The 19,838-nt window shown below is 59.1% G+C and carries 19 protein-coding genes; all 19 read right to left on the bottom strand.

The genetic code is table 11. The features are described from left to right. Positions 1-49: 49 nt before the first annotated feature. The gene (locus tag AC3RLQ_RS22155) at positions 50-862 is read right to left on the bottom strand and encodes a cytochrome c oxidase subunit II (RefSeq protein ID WP_493030829.1); all 813 of its coding nucleotides are present in this window, start codon (positions 860-862) and stop codon (positions 50-52) included. 16 nt (positions 863-878) lie between these two features. After that, complete coding sequence (locus AC3RLQ_RS22160; RefSeq protein ID WP_422315740.1) at positions 879-1,082, bottom strand: hypothetical protein; 204 nt, start codon at positions 1,080-1,082, stop codon at positions 879-881. 5 nt (positions 1,083-1,087) lie between these two features. Then, positions 1,088-1,294: a hypothetical protein gene (locus tag AC3RLQ_RS22165; RefSeq protein WP_422315742.1), complete on the bottom strand. Its 207-nt coding sequence runs from the start codon at positions 1,292-1,294 to the stop codon at positions 1,088-1,090. Between the two features lie 17 nt (positions 1,295-1,311). Beyond that, positions 1,312-1,644, bottom strand: a complete 333-nt coding sequence (locus AC3RLQ_RS22170; RefSeq protein WP_422315744.1) for a cytochrome C oxidase subunit IV family protein — start codon at positions 1,642-1,644, stop codon at positions 1,312-1,314. Between the two features lie 21 nt (positions 1,645-1,665). Further along, positions 1,666-3,015, bottom strand: a complete 1,350-nt coding sequence (locus tag AC3RLQ_RS22175; protein WP_493030830.1) for a cytochrome c oxidase subunit 3 — start codon at positions 3,013-3,015, stop codon at positions 1,666-1,668. A 36-nt stretch (positions 3,016-3,051) separates the two neighbouring features. Then, positions 3,052-5,013 carry a cytochrome c oxidase subunit I gene (locus AC3RLQ_RS22180; RefSeq protein WP_493030831.1) on the bottom strand — a complete coding sequence of 654 codons (1,962 nt, stop codon included), beginning with the start codon at positions 5,011-5,013 and terminating at the stop codon, positions 3,052-3,054. Between the two features lie 20 nt (positions 5,014-5,033). Next, a complete protein-coding gene (locus tag AC3RLQ_RS22185) occupies positions 5,034-5,837 on the bottom strand; it encodes a carboxypeptidase regulatory-like domain-containing protein (RefSeq protein ID WP_493030833.1) in 804 nt (267 codons plus the stop codon). An 11-nt stretch (positions 5,838-5,848) separates the two neighbouring features. Next, positions 5,849-6,568 carry a c-type cytochrome gene (locus AC3RLQ_RS22190; RefSeq protein WP_493030834.1) on the bottom strand — a complete coding sequence of 240 codons (720 nt, stop codon included), beginning with the start codon at positions 6,566-6,568 and terminating at the stop codon, positions 5,849-5,851. A 26-nt stretch (positions 6,569-6,594) separates the two neighbouring features. Beyond that, complete coding sequence (locus AC3RLQ_RS22195) at positions 6,595-7,275, bottom strand: cbb3-type cytochrome c oxidase subunit II (protein ID WP_493030835.1); 681 nt, start codon at positions 7,273-7,275, stop codon at positions 6,595-6,597. Beyond that, positions 7,272-8,759 (bottom strand): cbb3-type cytochrome c oxidase subunit I, encoded by a 1,488-nt coding sequence (locus AC3RLQ_RS22200; RefSeq protein WP_422315756.1) that lies wholly within the window; start codon positions 8,757-8,759, stop codon positions 7,272-7,274. Before AC3RLQ_RS22200 ends, AC3RLQ_RS22195 begins: the two co-directional genes overlap by 4 nt. 3 nt (positions 8,760-8,762) lie before the next feature. Next, the gene (locus AC3RLQ_RS22205; protein WP_493030837.1) at positions 8,763-9,284 is read right to left on the bottom strand and encodes a hypothetical protein; all 522 of its coding nucleotides are present in this window, start codon (positions 9,282-9,284) and stop codon (positions 8,763-8,765) included. 14 nt (positions 9,285-9,298) lie between these two features. Further along, entirely contained in the window at positions 9,299-10,615 is a 1,317-nt protein-coding gene (locus AC3RLQ_RS22210; protein ID WP_493030838.1) for a hypothetical protein, read from the bottom strand. A 24-nt stretch (positions 10,616-10,639) separates the two neighbouring features. Continuing rightward, positions 10,640-11,335 carry a c-type cytochrome gene (locus AC3RLQ_RS22215; protein WP_461524400.1) on the bottom strand — a complete coding sequence of 232 codons (696 nt, stop codon included), beginning with the start codon at positions 11,333-11,335 and terminating at the stop codon, positions 10,640-10,642. 18 nt (positions 11,336-11,353) lie between these two features. Then, positions 11,354-11,953, bottom strand: coding sequence for a DUF3341 domain-containing protein (locus AC3RLQ_RS22220; RefSeq protein ID WP_493030840.1), 600 nt, complete (start codon positions 11,951-11,953; stop codon positions 11,354-11,356). Between the two features lie 21 nt (positions 11,954-11,974). Then, complete coding sequence (gene nrfD / locus AC3RLQ_RS22225) at positions 11,975-13,438, bottom strand: NrfD/PsrC family molybdoenzyme membrane anchor subunit (RefSeq protein ID WP_493030841.1); 1,464 nt, start codon at positions 13,436-13,438, stop codon at positions 11,975-11,977. Positions 13,439-13,447: 9 nt separating this feature from the next. Beyond that, positions 13,448-16,783: a TAT-variant-translocated molybdopterin oxidoreductase gene (locus AC3RLQ_RS22230; RefSeq protein ID WP_493030843.1), complete on the bottom strand. Its 3,336-nt coding sequence runs from the start codon at positions 16,781-16,783 to the stop codon at positions 13,448-13,450. Positions 16,784-16,807: 24 nt separating this feature from the next. Further along, positions 16,808-17,614 (bottom strand): cytochrome c3 family protein, encoded by an 807-nt coding sequence (locus tag AC3RLQ_RS22235; protein WP_422315770.1) that lies wholly within the window; start codon positions 17,612-17,614, stop codon positions 16,808-16,810. Positions 17,615-17,791: 177 nt separating this feature from the next. Further along, a complete protein-coding gene (locus AC3RLQ_RS22240) occupies positions 17,792-18,838 on the bottom strand; it encodes a retropepsin-like aspartic protease (protein ID WP_493030845.1) in 1,047 nt (348 codons plus the stop codon). Between the two features lie 65 nt (positions 18,839-18,903). Further along, complete coding sequence (locus tag AC3RLQ_RS22245) at positions 18,904-19,797, bottom strand: aspartyl protease family protein (RefSeq protein WP_493030847.1); 894 nt, start codon at positions 19,795-19,797, stop codon at positions 18,904-18,906. Positions 19,798-19,838: the final 41 nt, after the last annotated feature.

Here is a 19,838-nt window from a genome sequence, read left to right on the forward strand (position 1 = left end):
ATGAGGTCATTATTTTGCCCTTCGGTTCGACCATCCAGGAGGATGGAAATTAGTGAGCGGCAGGCTTCGGCGCAGCGGCGTCAGCAGCCTCGGTCTTCTTTTTCGCAGCGTCAGACTGCTCCTTGGCCCAGGCGTCATATTCGGCGGCGGGAACCACTTCGAGGATGGCCTTCATCTGGGCGTGGCCTGGGCCGCAAAGCTGACCGCAGATGATGTCCCAGCTGCCTTCCTTGACCGGCTTGAACCACATGTGGCTCTTCACGCCGGGGGTGGCATCTTGAGCGGCACGCATCGGCACGAGCGCGAGGTTGTGAATCACGTCCTTGCTGGCCACGTCGACGATGACCGGGCGGCCCACAGGCAGCTTCATGGTGCCAGGATTGACGAAATCGTCCTTGCCGTTGGGGTCGTGCAGGTCCTTGCCCATGGTGTTGGTGCCGCCGTCCACATTGCGGAGATCCCAGGTGCTCAGCATCATGTCGGTGCCGGGGTATTGGAAGTTCCAGAGGAACTTCTCGCCCAGTGCACGCATGCGGATGGTGTCGGGGGAGGTGGGGTACTCGTCAGCCTGACGGGACCAGAGCGGGAAGGCGAAGCCGAGCAGGAGAATGGCTTCAACGATGACCACGCCGATTTCGATGTGCGTGGTCGCATGACCGCGGAAGCCATGGTAGTCGGCACGGGCGGTCTTCTGTTTGCGGAAGCGATAGAAGGCGATGGCGAGATAAATGGACCAGCCTACGCCGAGCACGACCATGACCCAGTGGACAAAGCCAAGCATGTGGTCAACAAGGCCGCCGTGTTCTGAGGCGTTTGCGGTCTGGCCCATCCAGACATTGATAGAATCGAGTTTAAGGGTCATAAGCTAAAAGGGGAATTCAGGCGGAAGCGGTGGTGAGGTCCTGATGCGCACGCTGACGGCGCACAAAGGAAAAAACGAAACAGGCGGCGCAGATGAACATGAAGGCGAGCATGCCCAGCATGAAAAGAATGGCGAAGCCCTGGGCCTGTCCGACAAGGCTGCCTTTGTCGGCCATGCAGGTGGCGCAGGCGAGAACGGAAGATGGAAGTGCGGGAATCATGTGGTTCAGACGATGATGGTGCGCATTTTTTTGATTACATACCACACGCCATAGAACATAAGGGCCAGGCAGAGCAGACCCGCGTAGTTTTTGAGGGGTGCGGCACCGGCGGCAGCGGCGTCCTCAGGCATGAAATGCATCCACAGCCAGAACGCGGCATCGCACAGGATGGCGAAGACGAGAAAGACGATGTGGAAGTGCTTGAGCGACATGGCTGAGGTGCGGGGAACTACTGCTGTTCGACAGGGGCGTAGAAGCCTTTAAACTGGAGAGGGTCTTCGTGGGAGAAGATGAAGAGCGCGAAAAGGACGACCGCCAGCACCACGGTGAAGAGGAGAATCTTGTAGATCATGCTGCGCTCATGATTGAGATGCATGAAGATCAGCGCCACGAGCGTGGCCTTGATCGTCGCCAGAATCATGCCGACGAGGATGTTCAAGCTGTGGGTGGGCAGCTCCACATAGGAGAGCCACACGGTGGCTCCGCTGGCGAGGATCAGGATGCCTCCGATAATGAGGTACCATTTGATCGATTTCTGGATTGCTTCGATGTTGTCGGCCATGGCAGTGAAAGAGTTGAAGGATTACAGGAGGTACAACAGCGGGAAGAGGAAGATCCACACGAGATCGACGAAGTGCCAGAAAAGGCCGCCGACTTCGACGCGATTGGCGAGATGTTCGGGATCCTGGCGCAGGCGCTTGCCGTCAAACGCAAGGAAGTAGAGCAGCACCAGCGCACCGGCGATCACGTGCAGACCGTGCAGACCGGTGAGTGTGAAATAGATGGCGTAGTAGGTGTTCAGCTTTGGCGTGAAGTTGGAGAAGAAAGTGAAGTCCTTCTTTTCCAGCACCACCGTGGGGTGATGGGCGTGGGCATCGCCGTGACCGCCGGCAGGAGCATGAGCTTCAGCACCATGTGCATCGCCATGGGCGGCACCTGCGGCAGGAGGCTCAGCGGAATTCAGTTTGAAGAAGAGGGACTCTTTCTGCAGCGTGGCCGAACGGGTCTTGTCACGGGTTGGATAGTCCTTCTCGAACTTGGTGATGTGATGGTCACGGTTCTCAACGAAGGCTTTCTGCCAGGCTTCACCCAAGTAGCGGTGATCAAAGGCGAGGGACTTTTCCGACTGGGCGACACCGCGTGCATCGACGCCGTCGACTTCGATGGTCATCTTGTCATCGGCCAGCTTGCCAGTGGCGGTGGTGCCGTCGCGGAAGGTGATGGTGGTGTCGGTGTAGGCAAAAATTTCGGAGGGCTTCACCGCGAACTTGATGGGGGCGGTGGCGATGAGCTTGATGGAAGCCGTGCCCTTTTTGGCTTCTTGCGCCTTTTTGACGGCTTCTGCGCTGAGAGCCTTGAACGAAGCTTCATCCAAGGTGATTTCCTGACCGCCTTCGGTTTTGAACTTCGGAGCCGTGCCCTCAATGAACGGGAGGACGTGGCCGATTGGATCAGCGGTCACGGCGCTTGTCTTGAGCGGAACGGAGAGATTGAACTCCGTGGCACCCTCAAACTTCACCTGATAGCCATGAGGAAGATGGCCGGTGAGCATCGTGCCGTCCGTCAGTTTCACGGCGTAGTGGGCAAACTTGGCCTTGTACTCAAGGGACTTGTTGAACATGAAGACCCCGGCGCAAATCACGGTGATGGCCATGTTGATGCGGTACCAGCCAAACTTGCGCAGCTTGAGCATGGCCCAGGCCATGACGACCGTCACGGAGGAGGCGATGAGCACGACGGTGTTGATGAAACCGAGCGTCACATCCAGATCATGCACCGGCCATGGATAGTCGGCACCGACACGAAGGAAGATGTAGGCGGAGAACAAGCCGCCGAAGAGCATGACTTCCGAGGCAAGGAAGAGCCAGATACCGATCTTGGCATTGTAAAGACCGGTGTCTGGACGGGCGTGAACTGTGTAAGGGATGTCCATTGAAGTAGTCGCGGTGCGCGGTTGGAAGTTCGCGGTTTAGTGATGAGCCTGGGCTTTTTCAGCGACGGCTTTGAGGTCGGGTTTGCCGGGTTCGGACTCCCACTGCGGATAGAAGTCGGTGGCGTGGCCAGGAACGCTGTACTCGTAGGGACCACGATGGGCGACCGGATCAAAGAGGAAGTTGCCGTGCGGAGGAGGCGTTGGTGTGGCCCATTCCATGGTGGTGGCGTCCCATGGATTGTCACTGGTGGCCTTTTTGCCGCCCTTGAGGCTGAACCAGAAGTTGATGATGAAGGGCACCTGGCCAAGCGCGAGGATGAAGGCACCGACGGACATCACGATGTTGAGGGACAGCATGTTGTCAGGAATGTCCAAGCCGAAGAAGGCGCCGACCTTGTGCGTGAGGGAGGTGCTCCAGTGGGACATGCCGCTGGTGTTCTCGAAGTACTTGCCGCCGTCATACCAGCGGCGGTGGAAGCCGGCCAAGCCCTGAACAAACATGGGGGCGAACACGAGATTCATGCCGAGAAGCGAAGGCCAGAAGTGCAGTTTGCCGAGCTTGTCGTTCATGAAGCGGCCGGTGAATTTCGGGAACCAGTGATAGACGCCGGCGAAGAGGGCGAAGATTGTTCCAGGCGCGACAACGTAGTGGAAATGGCCGATCACGTAATAGGTGTCGTGCAAGGCGAGATCGATGAACGAGAATGCCAGAGGCAGACCCGTGAGACCACCGATACCGAACATGGGCAGGAAGGCGGAGGCAAAAAGCATCTGCGTGTTGAAGCGGATGGAACCGCCCCAGAGAGACACCATCAAGCAGGTCAGCAGCACCACCGACGGCACCGAGATGAGAACGGTGGTGATCTGGAAGTAGGTAGACATCATGGTGCCCATGCCGGTGAGGTACATGTGGTGGGCCCAGACGAGGAAGCTGAGGAAACCGAGCGTGAGCACGGAATACACCATGGACTTGTACCCCCAGAGCGGACGACGAGCATTGCAGGGAATGATGTCGGTCAGGATGGCGAAGGCAGGAAGAATGAGCACGTACACCTCAGGATGGGCGAGGAACCAGAAGAGATGCTGATAGAGCAGCGGGCTGCCACCACCGGAAATGTCGAGGTGCTTGCCACCTTCCATCAGGCCGGTAGGCAGGTAGAAGGAAGAGCCGAACACGCGGTCAGAGAGCTGCAGGATGGCCGCCACTTCGAGGGGTGGGAAAGCAAGCAGGAGGAGGAAGGCGGTGACGAACATCGCCCAGCAGAAGAAGGGCATCTTCATCCATGCCATGCCCTTGGTGCGCAGGTTGATGATGGTGGCGATGAAATTGACGGAGCCGAGGAGGGATGCGGAGATGTTGAACACCATCGCCATGAGCCACCACATGTGGCCGTGGCTCCAGATGCTTGTCACGCCGATGTTGGTCGTGGAGGCGAGGGGCGAATACATCGTCCAGCCGGTCTGCACCGGGCCGGTGCCGACGAAGAAGCTGTACATCATCAGAATGCAGCTAATGAAGAAGAACCAGTAGCTCATCATGTTCAGGCGGGGGAACGCCATGTCGATGGTGCCGATCTGGAGAGGCATGACGAAGTTGCCGAAGGCGGCGAAGCCAAGTGGCACGATGCCGAAGAACACCATGACCGTGCCGTGCATGGCACCGAGCATGTTGTACAATTCACCATTGAGCGAACCGTCGGCGTTCAGCCAGCGGCCAAACATCTGCTCAAAAAGGTCTCCGATGAGGGGCAGGTGCCGAATCACCTCCACCGCCGGCACCGGGATGCCCGGATAGGCGATGCTCCAGCGCATGAGGAGCATGAGGAAGAAGCCAAAGAGAAGGAAGATCAGGCCGGTGAGACCATACTGCAGACCGATGGTTTTGTGATCCGTGGAGAAGATGTACTTCCAGACGAAGCTCTGTTCATGATGCCCGTGTGCATGGTCATCATGCGAATGGTCGTGGGCGTGATCGTGAGTGGTGGCGGCGGCGCTCATAGGCTGGGGGTCAAAAGGGATCAGAGGGGGTGGGCGTTCGCGAAGTCGAACTCGAAATCAGCGGTGGCCTTGCCGCCACGGACGGTGACGGTGTGGGTGATGCTTTGCGAAAACTGCGGATGCCAGGCTTCAACGATGTATTCGCCATCGGTGAGCGCCCGGGAGATGGAGAAACGACCGTCGGTGCCGGAGACTGCACTGTGCGCACCTTCGTGCACAAAGACCCAGGCGTTCATCCAGCGGTGCACATCACATTCAAGGCGGTAGATGCCCGGAGTGTTGAAGGTCTTCACATTTTCGTCGCCGCGTGATGGCTGCCCGAAGTTGTCGATGTTGGCACCTTTGCCCTGGGCATCGTAACGAGCGATGCGGATGTTGTGAAAGGTCAGGTCACTGTTGTGAAAGCGAACTTCCTGTCCGGCCTGGATGGACACGGTGTGCGGAACGAACTCGCACTTCGTCTGATCGACCAAGGGAGCAGCGGAGAGGTTGCTGGCGCGCTGGCTGCCACGCACGGTGATCACGGTGTCAGCGAGGGAGCCATCCGCAGCCACTTTCCATGTGGAATCAGTGATGTCGCCATGGCCGGTGCAAAAGGGATTGCCACCGACATCGACAACTTTGCGCAGTGCGGAAGCATCAGCACCTTTGAGCGTCACCTTGCCGGTGATGCTGGGGGTTTCGGCGATCTCCACAGCGGGAGCGAGCTTCACCTCGGCGGCGGCTTCAGGCATCTTGCCGCAACTCACGTTCGCGATCAGCATGACGGCTCCGAAGGCAGCCCAAGGTGCCTGGCGGGAGACGGTTTGCTTCACACGGGTCATTGCAGTTGAAATTACTTGGCGGCAGGTGCAGCGGCAGCAGTAGCGCCAGGGCCGGCGGGGATGTCACCTGGGACATTCTTTTTGGCGAAAGGCTCCAGCTCGGTGACAGTCCACTGGGAAGTGCGTTTTTCTTCATCGCGCACCTTCTGCACCATTTCCTTGGTGATCATGGAGCCTTCATTGCCCCAGGAGTTACGAACGAAAGTCAGCACGTTGGCAAGGTCCTGAGAGGACATGGCCGCGCCGAAGGGCTGCATGCCGCCGGGGGTGTTGAAACCCTGGCCGTTCACGGTGACGGGGCCGGTGAGGCCGTGCTGCACGATGCGGATCAGACGCTCGGTACCACCGAGGACGTACTCAGACTTGGCGAGAGGAGGGAACTGGCCGGGAAGACCGCCGCCATTGCCCTGATGGCAACCACCGCAGACGGAATAACCGCTGGCACCTTTTTTCATGGCCAAGGCGAAAGGATCAAGAGCAGCTCCGGCTCCGGCTCCGCCCGGGCGTGGGTCACCGCCACCAGCGGCGGCAAAAGGATTGCTGACGTTGAAGCTCCAGCCGCCGGTCATCGGGCCAAGCTGGCCACCGGCGATGATGGCAACGAGCATGAGCAAAAACATCGCCCACAGGGGAGCGGGCTGGCTTTCGGGAGCGAGATCTTCCTTCTCGCGCTTCACGGCGGAGTGAAGGCGATCAAGATCGGTGCTGTCTGGATGGGCGGGTGCGCTCATGGGGGCGTGCGGGTCGCGAGAGGGGGCTACTTTTTGGCAGGAGAGGCAGCGACGGCTGCGCTCTGTCCGGGGACGGGATAATCCTTTTTCAGGGAGAGAAGGTATTCGACGAGGCGTTCGGCTTCCTTCGTCGGGACGACTTCGTAACCGGCAGGCGGTGCAAACTTCTTCGGCAGCTTCACGGCACGTTCGGAGACGGGGCCTTGAATTTTCTGCACGGTGAAGAGACCGGTGTAGGCGGGCATCGTGCTCCAATCGTGGATGGAGCGTGGTGAGTAGAGATGCTGGTAAAGAGCGGCGGCCGATGGGGCACGCCAGCCGTAGTTGGCGAGGTCAGGTCCGACACGCTGGATGCCGAGCAAGGCGTATTTCTCACCGAGGTAGTCACCCAGAACATTGGAACGAGCCGGAGTGGTGGGGCGGGCTTCCTGATCCTGACCCCAGCCTTTGTACCAGCCATCCAGGCCGAGCTGAACCGGACGAATCATCTGCGTGTGGCACTGATTGCAGCCTTCACGGATGTAAACGAGCTGGCCCTGGCCATTGACGGGGGCAGGTGGGAAGAATCCTTCAACGCCGTCCTTGTCCTTGTCATAAGCGACAGGGGTAAGCTGTTCGTACTGCATCGCCGGAAGAACGATGAGACACAGCCATGGCAGCCCGAAAGAGGCGGCGAGACCGAGAATGAATGTGCGGAAGTTCATCATGCGTGGGCTTCGTGGGGAAGAGCTTGATCGCCATGGTCGTGTTCAAGCAGGGTAGGTGCCGAACTGCGGCGACCCAGGCCTGCGACCATGAGCAGAAGGTGAAGAAGGAACATGAAGTTGGAGAAGCTGATGAGGCCCCAGGCCACCGCACGTGAGACCACGTAAGGGCGGGAATTGATCACGTGATTCATGAAGGTCTGGTCCCAATGCTCAGGATCGTTCAGATCTGCGCCCTGCTGCCAGCCGGCCACGAGGCTCATGATGACGATGGTGCCGATGCCGTAGACCGAGAACCAGAAGTGATTGCGGATCAGGCGGACGCTGAGCCATTCACAACCGGAGAGGCGAGGCACAATGTAGTAGATGGCACCAAACACGCACATGCTGAAGAAGCCGTACAAGCTGACCACCTGGAACGAATACCATGACTGGGTGAACTGCAGGTTGGCACCGGTCCAGAAGGCGGAATTCAGGGCAAGAACCAGACCGGACACAGGATAGAACAGGGCTCCGAAGAAGATGAAGCGGAGGGTTGGGCTGGCGGCCACGGAGCTGTGCTTGCCGAGGGTGGTGAGGTGGTGATTGAGACCCACAAGACCCACTGGAATCAGCAAGAGCACGCCAGCGCAGGCACCGACCGAGGACATCCAGGCTGGCAGAGGGCCACCCATGTATTTCTGCATGCCGGTCCAACCGCCAAGGATGGCGAGGCTCCAGAAACCAGCAGATGCCAGCTGTGCCGAAGCAATAGGCTGTCCGGTGATTTTTGGAATGAAGTAATAAGCCGAGCCGACACCCACAGGGACGAAGAAGAGCAGGATCACCGCGTGGATGTACCAAGCATCGATGCCAGCGCCGATGGCACCCAGGCCTGGCAGGCAATGGAGGGCGACGTTGGCGGTGATGAAGATCCATGGGAACCAGAAGCAGGCGCCGAGGATGTACCAGGTGCTGACCATGAAGCCTTCGGGACGGAAGGCGCGGCCAAACATGCGGGCGATGGGCCAGGCATAGCAAAGGAAGCAGGCCAGCAGCACGGGCCAGACGAACTTCGGCATTTCAAGCCACTCGATCGAGGTGCTCTTGCCCATGAGGATGGCGAGGATGCCGAAGGTGATGGTGATGTTCCAGAACACGCCGGCGGTGATGAGGAGGGTCTTGCCACCCTTCAGTTCCTGACCGGAGCGGCGTGCCATGATCCACAGCATCACGCCCAAAGCGGCCTGAATGCCCCAACCATAGACGAGCGCATTGATGTGTGCAGGCTGCAGGCGGCCATAAGTGATGTACGGGCAGTCTCCCAGAAACTCAGGTTCCACCAGCTTGATCGCGGCGAGAACGCCGAGCAGCGTGGAGAGCATGAGCCAGAAGGCTCCATTGGTGAAGAGGAAGAGCACAGGTCCTTTCACCGACTTGTCGATCGCCGCGCGGCGAAGATTGTCGGCCTGAAGGTCCGTGTCAGGGGTGGCGGGAGTGGTCTGCATGACTTACTTGGGCGAAGCGGGTGCGGCAGGGGCTGGTGCAGGGGCTGCGGGTACGGCGGGGATCGGAGGTGCGGAGCCAGCAGGAGCTGCGGGGACCGAAGGAACAAACGTGGTGGGAATCGGAGGCGCAGGGTTTGATGGAGCAGCAGGTGCTGGGGCTGGAGCTGCGGGAGCGGCAGCAGCCGGTGCAGGAGTTGCAGCAGCGGCCTGTTTGAGCTGGGTGGGTGATCCCGGGACAACCTGAGTGCTGACGGCGGGCTTCTTGGCGCTGAGTGCAGCGAGCGTCTTCGTAAAGACCGCGTTCTTCTTGGCCTCGTCGTTCAGGCCAAGCTTGGCGATGTTTTCAGACTGCGCCTTGAGGATCTCAGCGGTGTAGTCGCGGCGCTCCTGTTCGCGCGGGTCAAAGCCCTGCTTCGAATCAGTGATGGACTGGATGAGGATGAAGAGCACGGCGAAGCCTGCGAAGGCTCCGAGCACCCACACAAAGGTGGCACCGGCTTTTTTAGGTTGATCGGGCTGCGACATGGAAAATCGGGGAATCAGTTGATGACGTTCACGGACTCAAGGAGGCGCGGATCACGCCATGGATACAGGCTGTATTTGGCCAGGCCACGGAGGTAGAGGAAGCCCATGATGCCAAAGACGGCGCAGAAAGCTGCGATGTCCTGCACCCAGGCATACGGAGCCAGAACGCCGAGGCCAAGGGACGGGCCACGCTCAGGGATGACATTCCAATAGATGTCCACCACGTGCATGAAGAGGATCCAGATACAGCCAAGGCTGATCACCACGGGGTTCTTTTTGCGCTGCTGGGAGAGCAGGAAAAGGAAGGGAACGATGAAATGCCCGAGGAGAATGAAGATGGAAACAGCCTGCCAGCCTTCCGTGTTACGGATGAGGTAGAAGCGGGTTTCTTCCGTGATGTTGGCGTACCAGATCAGGAAATACTGGCTGAAGGAAATGTAGGCCCAGAACACCGTGAAGGCGAAGAGGAGCTTGCCCATGAGATGGTAGTGCTCATCTGTGACGACCTTCTGCAGGTAGCCCAGGCTGCGCAGCCAGGTGACGACCAGAATCGACAGCGCCATGGAGGCCCACGCACAGCCCGCAAAGATGTACACGCCCCACATGGTGGAAAACCAGTTGTAGTCCAGACCGACGAGCCAGTCGAAGGCGGCAAAAGTGACGGTCAGGGCGAAAGGTAGAAGGACGATGCAAGAGAACTGACGGGACCAGATGGTGTGCTTGATGTCGCCGTCCTGCTCCTGCTGGAGTGATTTACCACGCAGGGTGCGGGCAATGAACCAGAGGATAAGGAAGTAGAGTGCAAAGCGGGTGTACCAGGAGAACCAGGTGTTGAGGTTCATGTAACCGAACTTGGTCACAAGCACATGCAGATGGGGATTTTCCACGGCCATGTGATGCAGCGCCTGCTTTACGGTCGTTGGATGAGCGGCATGGGCGGCATGTTCCGCAGCGGTGCGATGGTGGCCCATCCACTCATAGAGCGGCTTGTTGACCGCAGTGATCAGAAGGGGAGAGGCAAGAATGGCCAGAGGGACCACCATGTTGGCCAAATTTTCCCAGATGCGGCGCACGGCAACACCCCAGCTTGAATTGGAGGCGCTGTGGAGGAGGATCCAAAAGCAGCCTCCCACCACGAAGGTGAAGCAGAAGAAGACGGCGAACAGCCAGGAGTAGGCAAAGGTGTCCGTTTTCGTGAAGAAGAACCAAAGGGAAGCCAGGAAACCGAGCCCGCCCAAGAAGCCGAGCGTGTTGATAAGCTTGCCGCCCTTGGCTGTTTCGAATTTTTCTCCGCCCTGGGGCAGATCGTTAAATGTGACGTGGTGACTCATGCCGGGATTCGCGTGATCGTGCCGTTACTGGAGGGGAAGGGTGACGCCAGACTCTTTAGCGGCGATTTGCAGAGAGCGGATGTAGGCCACAATGGCCCAGCGGTCGCGCAAAGTGATGTTGCCGCCGTAGCTGCCCATGAGGCCTTTGCCGTTGGTGATGACATCAAAGATGGCACCATCCGCACGGTAGGCGGCGGCATTGGCAGCATCCAGATTGCCAGGCTGCTGAAAGTTGAAGGCGGTGAGGATGCCGTATTTGGAGGTCACACCCTTGCCGTTGCCGGAGGTACCGTGGCAGATGGCGCAGTTGATGTTGTAGCGCTGCTCGCCGCGCTTGATGAACTCCGCATTGAAGACAGAGGGATCGCTGGTGATTTCTTCCGGCAGACCGTCGCCGTAGAAGTCGCCGACTTTGCCGGTGTCATAGTAACCCAGACCGCTGGTGAAAGCGACGCGGGCAGGCTTGGCCTTAGGACCGACTGCATCAACCGCAGGCACTGCGGGGATTTCGAAACCCATTGGCAGGGTGCCTTTGACCGGCAGGCGGGCGCCACGGCCATCCGCAAAGAATTCTGTGCCGACCTGGTATTTCACCTTGGCCTGATGGTCCATGTCCGGGATGATTTCGAGCGGCGGCAGTTCGGATTTGCTGCCACGGAAACCAAACGCGCTCACGACGATCGCGATGACGAAAAGATAGCTGAGAAAGAAGTACTTCATGGTGCGGGTAAGCGAGGCTTAGATTTCGTCCTCCACGAGTTCGATGTTCTTGCCGCCGACTTTTTCGAGAAGACTCTTGGTGCCTTCCTGGGAGAATTTAGGATCGCGCGCTTCGATGCAGACGAAGAAACCGTCGTCCGAGAACTTGCTGAAATTCTTGGAAACGAAGAGAGGATGATTCCAGCGTGGCAGGCCGATGAGCGCCAGCAGGCCGAACAGAGTGGTGAAGGCGCTGAACAGAATCGTCAGCTCAAACATCACGGGGAAGAAGGCCGGAATGGTCCAGATGTCGGTGGGCTTGCCCTGCACAACAGTGGGGTAGGTTTCGACGATCTTTTGCAGGAAGCCGAGGCCGATGCTGCTCCAGAAATTGGTCTGAGTGATCGTTTCCAGAGTGAAGGCGACCGTGGTTCCGGTGATGCCACCGCAGAAGACGAACATGGGCAGCTTGGAGCGTGGGTTGCCCATCGCATCATCCATGCCATGGATAGGGAAGGGCGAATGCACGTCCCAGCGCTGGTAGCCGGCATCGCGCACATGCTCGGCGGCATGGTAGAGATCCTTCACGCTGTCAAATTCAGCGAGGTAGCCGTGGACTCGTTTGAGGGTGGTGCTCACAGTCAGGGTTCAGTTAAAATGTTAAGCGGCAACGGGTTTGGCGACGTGACGGTCAGGATAGTCCATGAGGTCTTCCTCCTGGATGCCCTTCTCACCATGGTCGTCCTGGTGCGGGTTCGACTGAGGGCAGACGCCTTTGACTTCACCGATGGCGATGACAGGCAGGAAGCGCAGGAACAGCAGGAACAGCATCATGAAGAAGCCGAAGGTGCCGAGGAAGGTGTACTTATCGACCCAGGTGGCCTGATAGACGCCCCAGGAGCCCGGCGTCATGTGACGCTCAAGCGTGGTGGCGATGATGACGTAGCGTTCGAACCACATGCCGGCGTTCACGAACATGCAGACGATCATGACGACCCACACATTGTGACGGCACCAGCGGCTCCAGAAGAGCTGAGGGGCAAACACGTTGCAACTGAACATCCAGTAGTAGGCCCAGGTGGAAGGACCGGTGAGACCACGCAGCGTGAAAGCGGCGGCTTCATACGGATTGGCGCTGTAGTAGGCCACGAAGAGCTCCATGCAGTAGGCGTAACCGACGATCGTGCCCGTGAGCAGGATGATCTTGGCCATGTTGTCCACGTGCTTGGCCGTGATGAGGTCATCCAGGCCGTAGATGCGGCGGACAGGAAGCATCAGGGTCAGCACCATCGCGAAACCACCGAAGATGGCGCCTGCGACGAAGTAGGGAGGGAAGATGGTGGTGTGCCAGCCGGGAACGATGGAGGTGGCGAAGTCGAAGGACACGACGGAGTGCACGGAGAGCACCAGCGGTGTGGAGAGAGCTGCCAGAAGCATGTAGGCGGTCTCATAGTGGCTCCAATGGCGGTTGCCACCGCGCCAGCCGAGGGCGAACAGGCCGTAGAGGAACTTCTTCAAGCCGGGGCGGCAACGGTCACGCAGCGTGGCAAGGTCGGGCACGAGACCCAGGAACCAGAACACGGCAGACACGCTGAAGTAGGTCGAAACGGCGAACACGTCCCAGAGCAGAGGGGACTTGAAGTTTTGCCAGATGGCGTTGGCGTTCGGGATCGGCGCGAGGAACCAGACCATCCAGACACGACCGACGTGGAAGGCCGGGAACAAACCGGCGCACATCACGGCGAAGATCGTCATGGCTTCCGCAGCACGGTTCACTGACGTACGCCACTTTTGGCGGGTGAGGAACAAGATGGCGGAAATGAGCGTACCGGCATGACCGATACCGATCCAGAACACGAAGTTGGTGATGTCCCAAGCCCAGGCGACCGGCTGCTTCTGACCCCAGACACCGACGCCGGTGGAGATGAGGTAGGTAAAGCAGAAGACCATCAGTCCGGTGAGCAACACGGAAGGCACAAACAGGATCCACCAGAGGGCGGGCTGCTTGTTTTCCACGATGCCGCAGATGCGGTTCGTGATCCACGAATAGGAGCGGTTGTTCAACACCAGCGGCTCGCGGTCGAGAATGCGCGGGGTGTTAGATGCTGTAGCGGAGGCGTCCATGTGTCCGGGTTAGTATTGATTGTTGCTCCACACGGCGATGTTCTCTGCGCCGGGCATGTTCTTGTTCGGATTGCGCAGACGGGCGAGGTAGCTCGTGCGAGGGCGGGTGCCGATGTACTTGAGCAGCTGGTAGTTGCGGGGCGATTCCGGGATGCTCTTCGTTGGATCCTTGAGATCTTCGTAGCCCTTGATCTGGACGATGGCGCTGTTTCTGTCGGCCAAGTCCCCGAAGACGATCGCTTCTGCCGGGCAGGACTGCTGGCAGGCGGTTTTGACGGTGTCGGTCGGCACGCGGAAGTCCTTGGAGTCGCGCTGGACCTGCTTCTGCAGGATCTTGGCGGATTCGAGGCGCTGCACGCAGTAGGTGCACTTCTCGATAACACCACGCATACGGACGGTGACGTTCGGATTGCGCTGAAGGCGGATGCTTTCGTCCTCACGCTTCTCACCCAGAGGGCCGGCGTAAAGATTGCCGACTTTCATGCCGAGCACGGTGGTGTCGATCAGCGGATTGCGCTTGTTGTAGTCGAACCAGTTGAAGCGGCGGGCGGTGTAAGGGCAGTTGTTCGCGCAGTAGCGGGTGCCGATGCAGCGGTTGTAAGCCATGGCGTTGAGGCCATCTGGCGTATGGACGGTGGCGTTCACCGGGCAGACGGTCTCGCACGGAGCGGATTCGCACTGCTGGCAGGCCAGCGGCTGGTGCACCATTTCGGCGTTCTCGAGCTGCTCAGGCGTGGCGTTGTCTTCGGCCCAGGTGCTTTCCTGATCCACACCCACAGAACCATCTTCGTTCTTGTGTGTGCCCCACTTTGGCACGGCGAAGTAGCGATCCATGCGGATCCACTGCATCACACGTCCTTTGCGGACCTGATCTTTGCCGACGACTGGAATGTTGTTTTCGCTCTGGCAGGCGACGAGGCAAGCCGTGCAACCAATGCACTTGCTCAGATCGATGGACATGCCCCACTGGTGCTGCTTCTCGTAGTCGAAGCCGTCCGGGTTCTCTTCGGATTTCACTCCGACCTGGCCTTTGTAGAAGGAGATGTTTTCCGGGATGTGGCTGTCCATGCCGGTCTTCTGCGCGAAGGCCACATCTTTGTTGAAGGTGTCGAGGGTACCTTCACGGTAGACCGCACGGCCTTCCATGGTGTTCTGGCTCTGCGTGATCGCCAGTTCAGCGATGGTGGGGAGCACTTCGATCTTGGCACCGCTCAGGACGAACGTGCCGGGCTTCGTGCGCAGAACGTAAGCGTTCACGCCGCGGTCGCCACTGACCATGCCGACACCGATCTGGCCGTAGCCGAGAGGCAGTGTGATGGAATTGGAGACATGCCCGGGAGCTTCGATGGCGGGGATTTCGATCGAAATATCACCAACGGTAATTTTGACGTGCTGGCCTTCCTTGAGGCCCAGACGGCGGAAGGTGACGGAGCCAATCCAAGCCGCGTTTTCCCAGGTGAGTTTCGTGACTGGATCCGGAGCTTCCTGAAGCCAGGCGTTGTTGACGTAGCGGCCGTCATAGACGCTGGAGTCGGCGACGAGGACGACTTCGAGCGCATCGTCCGTCGGAGCGACGACAGGCGCAGCCTTGGCAAGGATGCCAGCAACGGCGGCGACATTCGGAGCCTTCGTAGCCTTGGCGTAAGCGGAGCCTTTGAGGAAGCCGTCACGCAGGGTGAAATTCCATTTCTTTTCGTCGAGGCTGCCAGCAACGGTGGCGAAGGTATCGCGCACGGCGGTATAGGCGGCGTCTTCGGCGGGGGCAGCAGGTGCGGCACCGGCAGCGGCTGGCGCAGCAGCTTCGACCGGACCCAGCTTTTTGCGGCCAAGCAGCGCAAGGAGAACTTCCACACGGCTTGCACCGTCATAGAGAGGAGCGATCATCGGCTGGACGATCGAGTAGGTGCCATCAGCAGCACGGACATCACCCCAAACCTCAAGGTAATGAGCAGCCGGGATGTGCAGCGCAGCCTGACGAGAAGTGACGTTTTTCTGCGTGCCGACGTGAATGAGCTTCACTCCCTTGTCTGCCACGAGTTTGGCCAGTGCGGTAGCGTCTGGGGCGTCGTAGTAGAGGCTGGAAGGAGTCAGCGAAAGGAGGGTCTTGACCTGACCGCCGGCAATGGCGGTCTGAAGATCGGCGAAGGTGCCGAGTTCAGGGGAAGGAGCGCCTTGCAGCAGATCAATGGTCGAGCCGTAAGCGCCAAGGGCGTTGTTGATCGAAGCGACCAGCGCATGCACTTCCGCGCCGTAGCGGGAACCGGCGAGGACGACGGCCTTGCCTTTGTTGTCGATCAAATCACGCACTGCAGGTGCGATCCACTCTTTGAGGCTGGCTGGCGCGGTGTCGGCCAAAGCCTTGGCGGAGGCGTCTCCCAGCTGGGCGGCGATCACAGCTGCAGCCACAGGGATGAGACTTGCCGCGATCGGCTTGCGATGATCGGCCATGCCGCCGGTCAGCGTGTAACGATTTTCCAGGACGTAGAGGCGGTTCATTTCCGCTTCGGTCGTTTCCTTCGTCTTGGCACGATGCTTGGTGAAAGCAGAGATAGGCTCGCCTGCCACGGGGTCCACCCCGAGGAAGTCGCAGTCCAGAGAGAAAATGCGCATCGCGGAGCCGAGCTTCACGAAGGGCTTCACATCGGCGCCCAGCACTTCCTTGTTGGCAGCGGCCTGGCCTTCGCCACCCACGGCTTCGTATTGGAACAGTTTGATCTGCGGGAAGGCGGCCTTCACCTCGCCCAGCAGGCGCTGGTAGGTCGGGGAAGTCGAGCCGCCCATCACGATGCCAAGGCTGGCACCCGAGGACTTTTTCGCTTCATCAATGGCTGCGGCGAGCAGTTCGTTCGCCTTGGCCCAGGAAAGTTCTTTGCCAGCGCCCATCGGCTTCTGGGAGCGCTCAGGATCGTACAGATCCAGCACGGAGGCCTGTGCAAAGCTGTTAAGCCCTCCACCCAGCGGGTGAAGCGGATTGCCAGCAAGGTGCGTTGGACGACCTTCATGCGTGGTGACCACCAGAGGCACAGCACCACCGTTTTGGGGCATCGTGGTTGCGTACAGGAGCGACTTGCCCGGCACCATCCATTCGACGTGCTGGGTGTAAGGCAGGATATTGACGAGGGGACGGCGGCAGCTGGCCAGACCCATCATGCCCACGCTGGCACCCATGATCTTCAAAAATTCACGACGGCTGTTCTCACGCTCTTCGTCGTTCAGGCTGTCTCCCGCAGGGAATTCCTGGCCCAGATTTTTCAAGAAATCTTCACGACGGTCCAATTCGGCGACACTGCGCCAATAGCGCTTGGCGTTCTGCGGCTCCTCAGGATGCTTCCAAATACGTTTCATGTGTCAGTAAAAGGGGCGCGGGGGTTAGCGATGGCAGGTGGTGCAGGATTCCGGCGGCTGAATCTGCCAGTGCTTCTTGATCTGGGTGCCCACTTCAGTCTGGGTCACGTTTTTACCGTAGGTTTTCTCCGCGAGAGCGACGATCTGTTCAAGATTGTCAGCTTTGGCACCTTCACCGCCGATGGTGGTGGCGATCTCGGCTGCTGGAACCTTCTTGTCGATAAGAGTCTTGTAAAACTCGTTGCGCTTCAGGTCGCTGGGCTGGTAGTCCAGCTTGGTGACGAACTCGAGAGGGCGGAGGTTCTTCTCAGGATTGCGGTGGCAGTCAAGGCACCAGCCCATGGACTGCGACTGATCGTGGCGGACAACTTCCATTTCGTTGATCTTGCCATGGCAGGAAACGCAGGAGATGCCGCGGTTGAGATGCGCGCTGTGATTGAAGTAAACGTAGTCAGGCGCCTTGTGAACCTTGACCCATGGGATCGACTTGCCGGTTTCGTTGGCCTTGATCACCATCTCCAGCTTGGGAGAATTGCTGCGGATGTTGCCTTTGCCCGGGCCATGGCAGTTGAAGCAGGTCTGGTTAGTCGGCACGTTCGAGTGACTGGAGGTCTCCACGAAGCTGTGACAATACCGGCAATCGAGCGCGAGCTGTCCTGCATGAATCTTGTGTGAAAATGGCACCGGCTGCGTCGGTTCATAACCTACGCGAGTGTATTTCGGTGTGAAGTAGTAGGCAATGCCGACACTCACGCCGAAGGCAATGAACACGACGGCAATGGCGAGCTTGAGCGGCAGCCAGTTGGTCCAACGCGGAAAAAAGTTACCCATAGAAAGTGTCGGCAGATGAGCTTGTGAAAAATTTCACAAGGAAGTCCAGAATAGGGAGACGTGAGCAGGTTTGCAACCGTCATCTGTAATTTTTTTGAACTTTTGTATGCAAGGCTTGTCTATTGCGATTCTGTCGCAAAAAAAGCTGCTGGAGCGCGTTTTTCCCGCCTCTGGTGTTCAACCCCACTCGACCCAGAGCACATTGTGCTCAAAATCCAGAGTCACGCGGTAATCCTCCAGCAGATACGTACCGAGACGTGACGGCCCTGGCATCACATCCACCTGAGCAAAGGGGTAATAAGATCCGAACAGCCCGAGCGCCTTGAACTCCAGCACGCGCACATTTGCCTCCTTGGGAGTCTGCGCGCCACCAACGCCCGTGATCAGGTAGTTTCCGCCCACGTCCCAGCCGCCATTCCTGTAGCCCAGCACCTCGGCGACACGGCGGTCCAGCTGTACACCGAAAACAGAACCTGAGTCGACCACGGCCTCCCAGGAAAGTTTGCGGCATTTGAGAAGCGTCGTCGGCACGCCGTGCTTCATGCTGAGGCTGGCCTTGTGCATGTGCTTGCGCACCTGACCTGGAAAACTGCGGGTAATGCCAAACTCAAACTCCTCCTTCAAAAAGTCGAGCGTCGCATACTTGCAGTTCCTGGCCAGCATGTTCACGCCCAGCAGAGAGACCCCAAGATGCTCCTTGAGAATGCCCGCACCCAGAGTCGTGCGCTGCATGCGGACGATGCAGGGCAGGTTTTCCAGACGCCAGGAGCCGATTTCCAGCGTCGGGATGATGGCTGCCATGCCTGGTACGTTTTCCAGCACCCCAGCCATGGTGGGCCGAACCTGCGGCACCGTGCGCATGCCGTACTCCACCGCTTGTTCAGCATCGAACACGCTCATGGCCGCCCCGGTGTCGAGCATGTACTTTGTTGGTTTGTGGCCATTGAGGCTGACTTTGAGGTAGGGGATGCCTCGCTCATAATACATGGGCACCTTGACCACACCCTCAGGCGGCGGAACGCTGTTCGTTCGTATGTTGAAGCTGCCTTTGCTCGTCGGCTTGAGTTCGGAGGCTGAGATCGCCTGCGCCTGCAACTGCTTCTGCACCGTCTCTGGCACCGCCTCTCTTTTCACCGCAAACGAATCGGCACATCCGGTGAAACAGGCCATGGCACCGGTCGTCAGCGCCATTCTTAGGATGATGGTGAAATGCAGACCATTCATGATACGCAAGCCTTCCGTTGGGGGATTACCACTGTCAACCAGCAGCGCTCACAAGAGTTGCGGACTCACCGCTCAAGCCAGAGTGCATTGCTGCGAAAATCCACCGTCAATCGCGTGCCCTGCCAGAACCGTGAACCGATGCGCTTTGGGCCGGGCATGACATACAGGGTGGCTCCCGGATGAGTCTCCCCGCACAGTGTGGCCGCAGGAACTTGGATCGTGCGCGCACCCACCTGATCCGCCCGCACGCTGCCGCCGACGCCGCTCAAGATCAAACCTTCGCCCATGCCCATGCCATCGTGCGCATGGCCCAGACGGGCGGCAGTGCTTTGATCGATCACGATGCCCCAGGTCGAACCCGAATCCACCACCGCGTCCCAGGAGATGCCGCCGGAGCTGACCCGGATGACGGGCATGCCGTTCACCCAGCGCAAGGGCGTACGCGTCACCACACCCCGGGTGGGCTGAAACGTATTAGAGAATCCCAGCTCCACCGTGTTGCGCTGGTAGTCGATGGTCAGAAAGCTGCAGTGCCGGCGCAAGTGATCCATGCCGAGGATGGCGCTGCCCAGCCCATTGGGCCGAAAGCTGGAAATGCCACGCACCAGGCACCGCACGTTCGTAGCGTGCCATTGGCCGAGATCCATGGTGCTCATCACCGCCTGGCTGGCTCCTGCGGTACCATGAACGCCGCGAATCTGCAGCCTGCGCCCGCCGGAGGGAAGGAGACCGCAGTCCGTGGCCACATCAGGCTCGAAGACGCTCAGCGTGGCGCCAGTGTCCAGGAGCAGAGAAATGGGGCGCTGGCCGTTGATGCTGGCCATGATGTGCGGCGTTCCCGCCCGCAGCTGCATCGGCACCGCCACATCTGCCTCGGGATTCTGCGGCCCCACCGGCAGAAACGGCATCATGCACGATGACATCAAACACATGATCAGAAGGGCGAAGAATGTTTTCATGCGGCTGACGCATGATTACCTCCTTTCCGCGCATGCGCATC

This window comes from Prosthecobacter sp. GW821-HT29F12, from assembly GCF_058803405.1.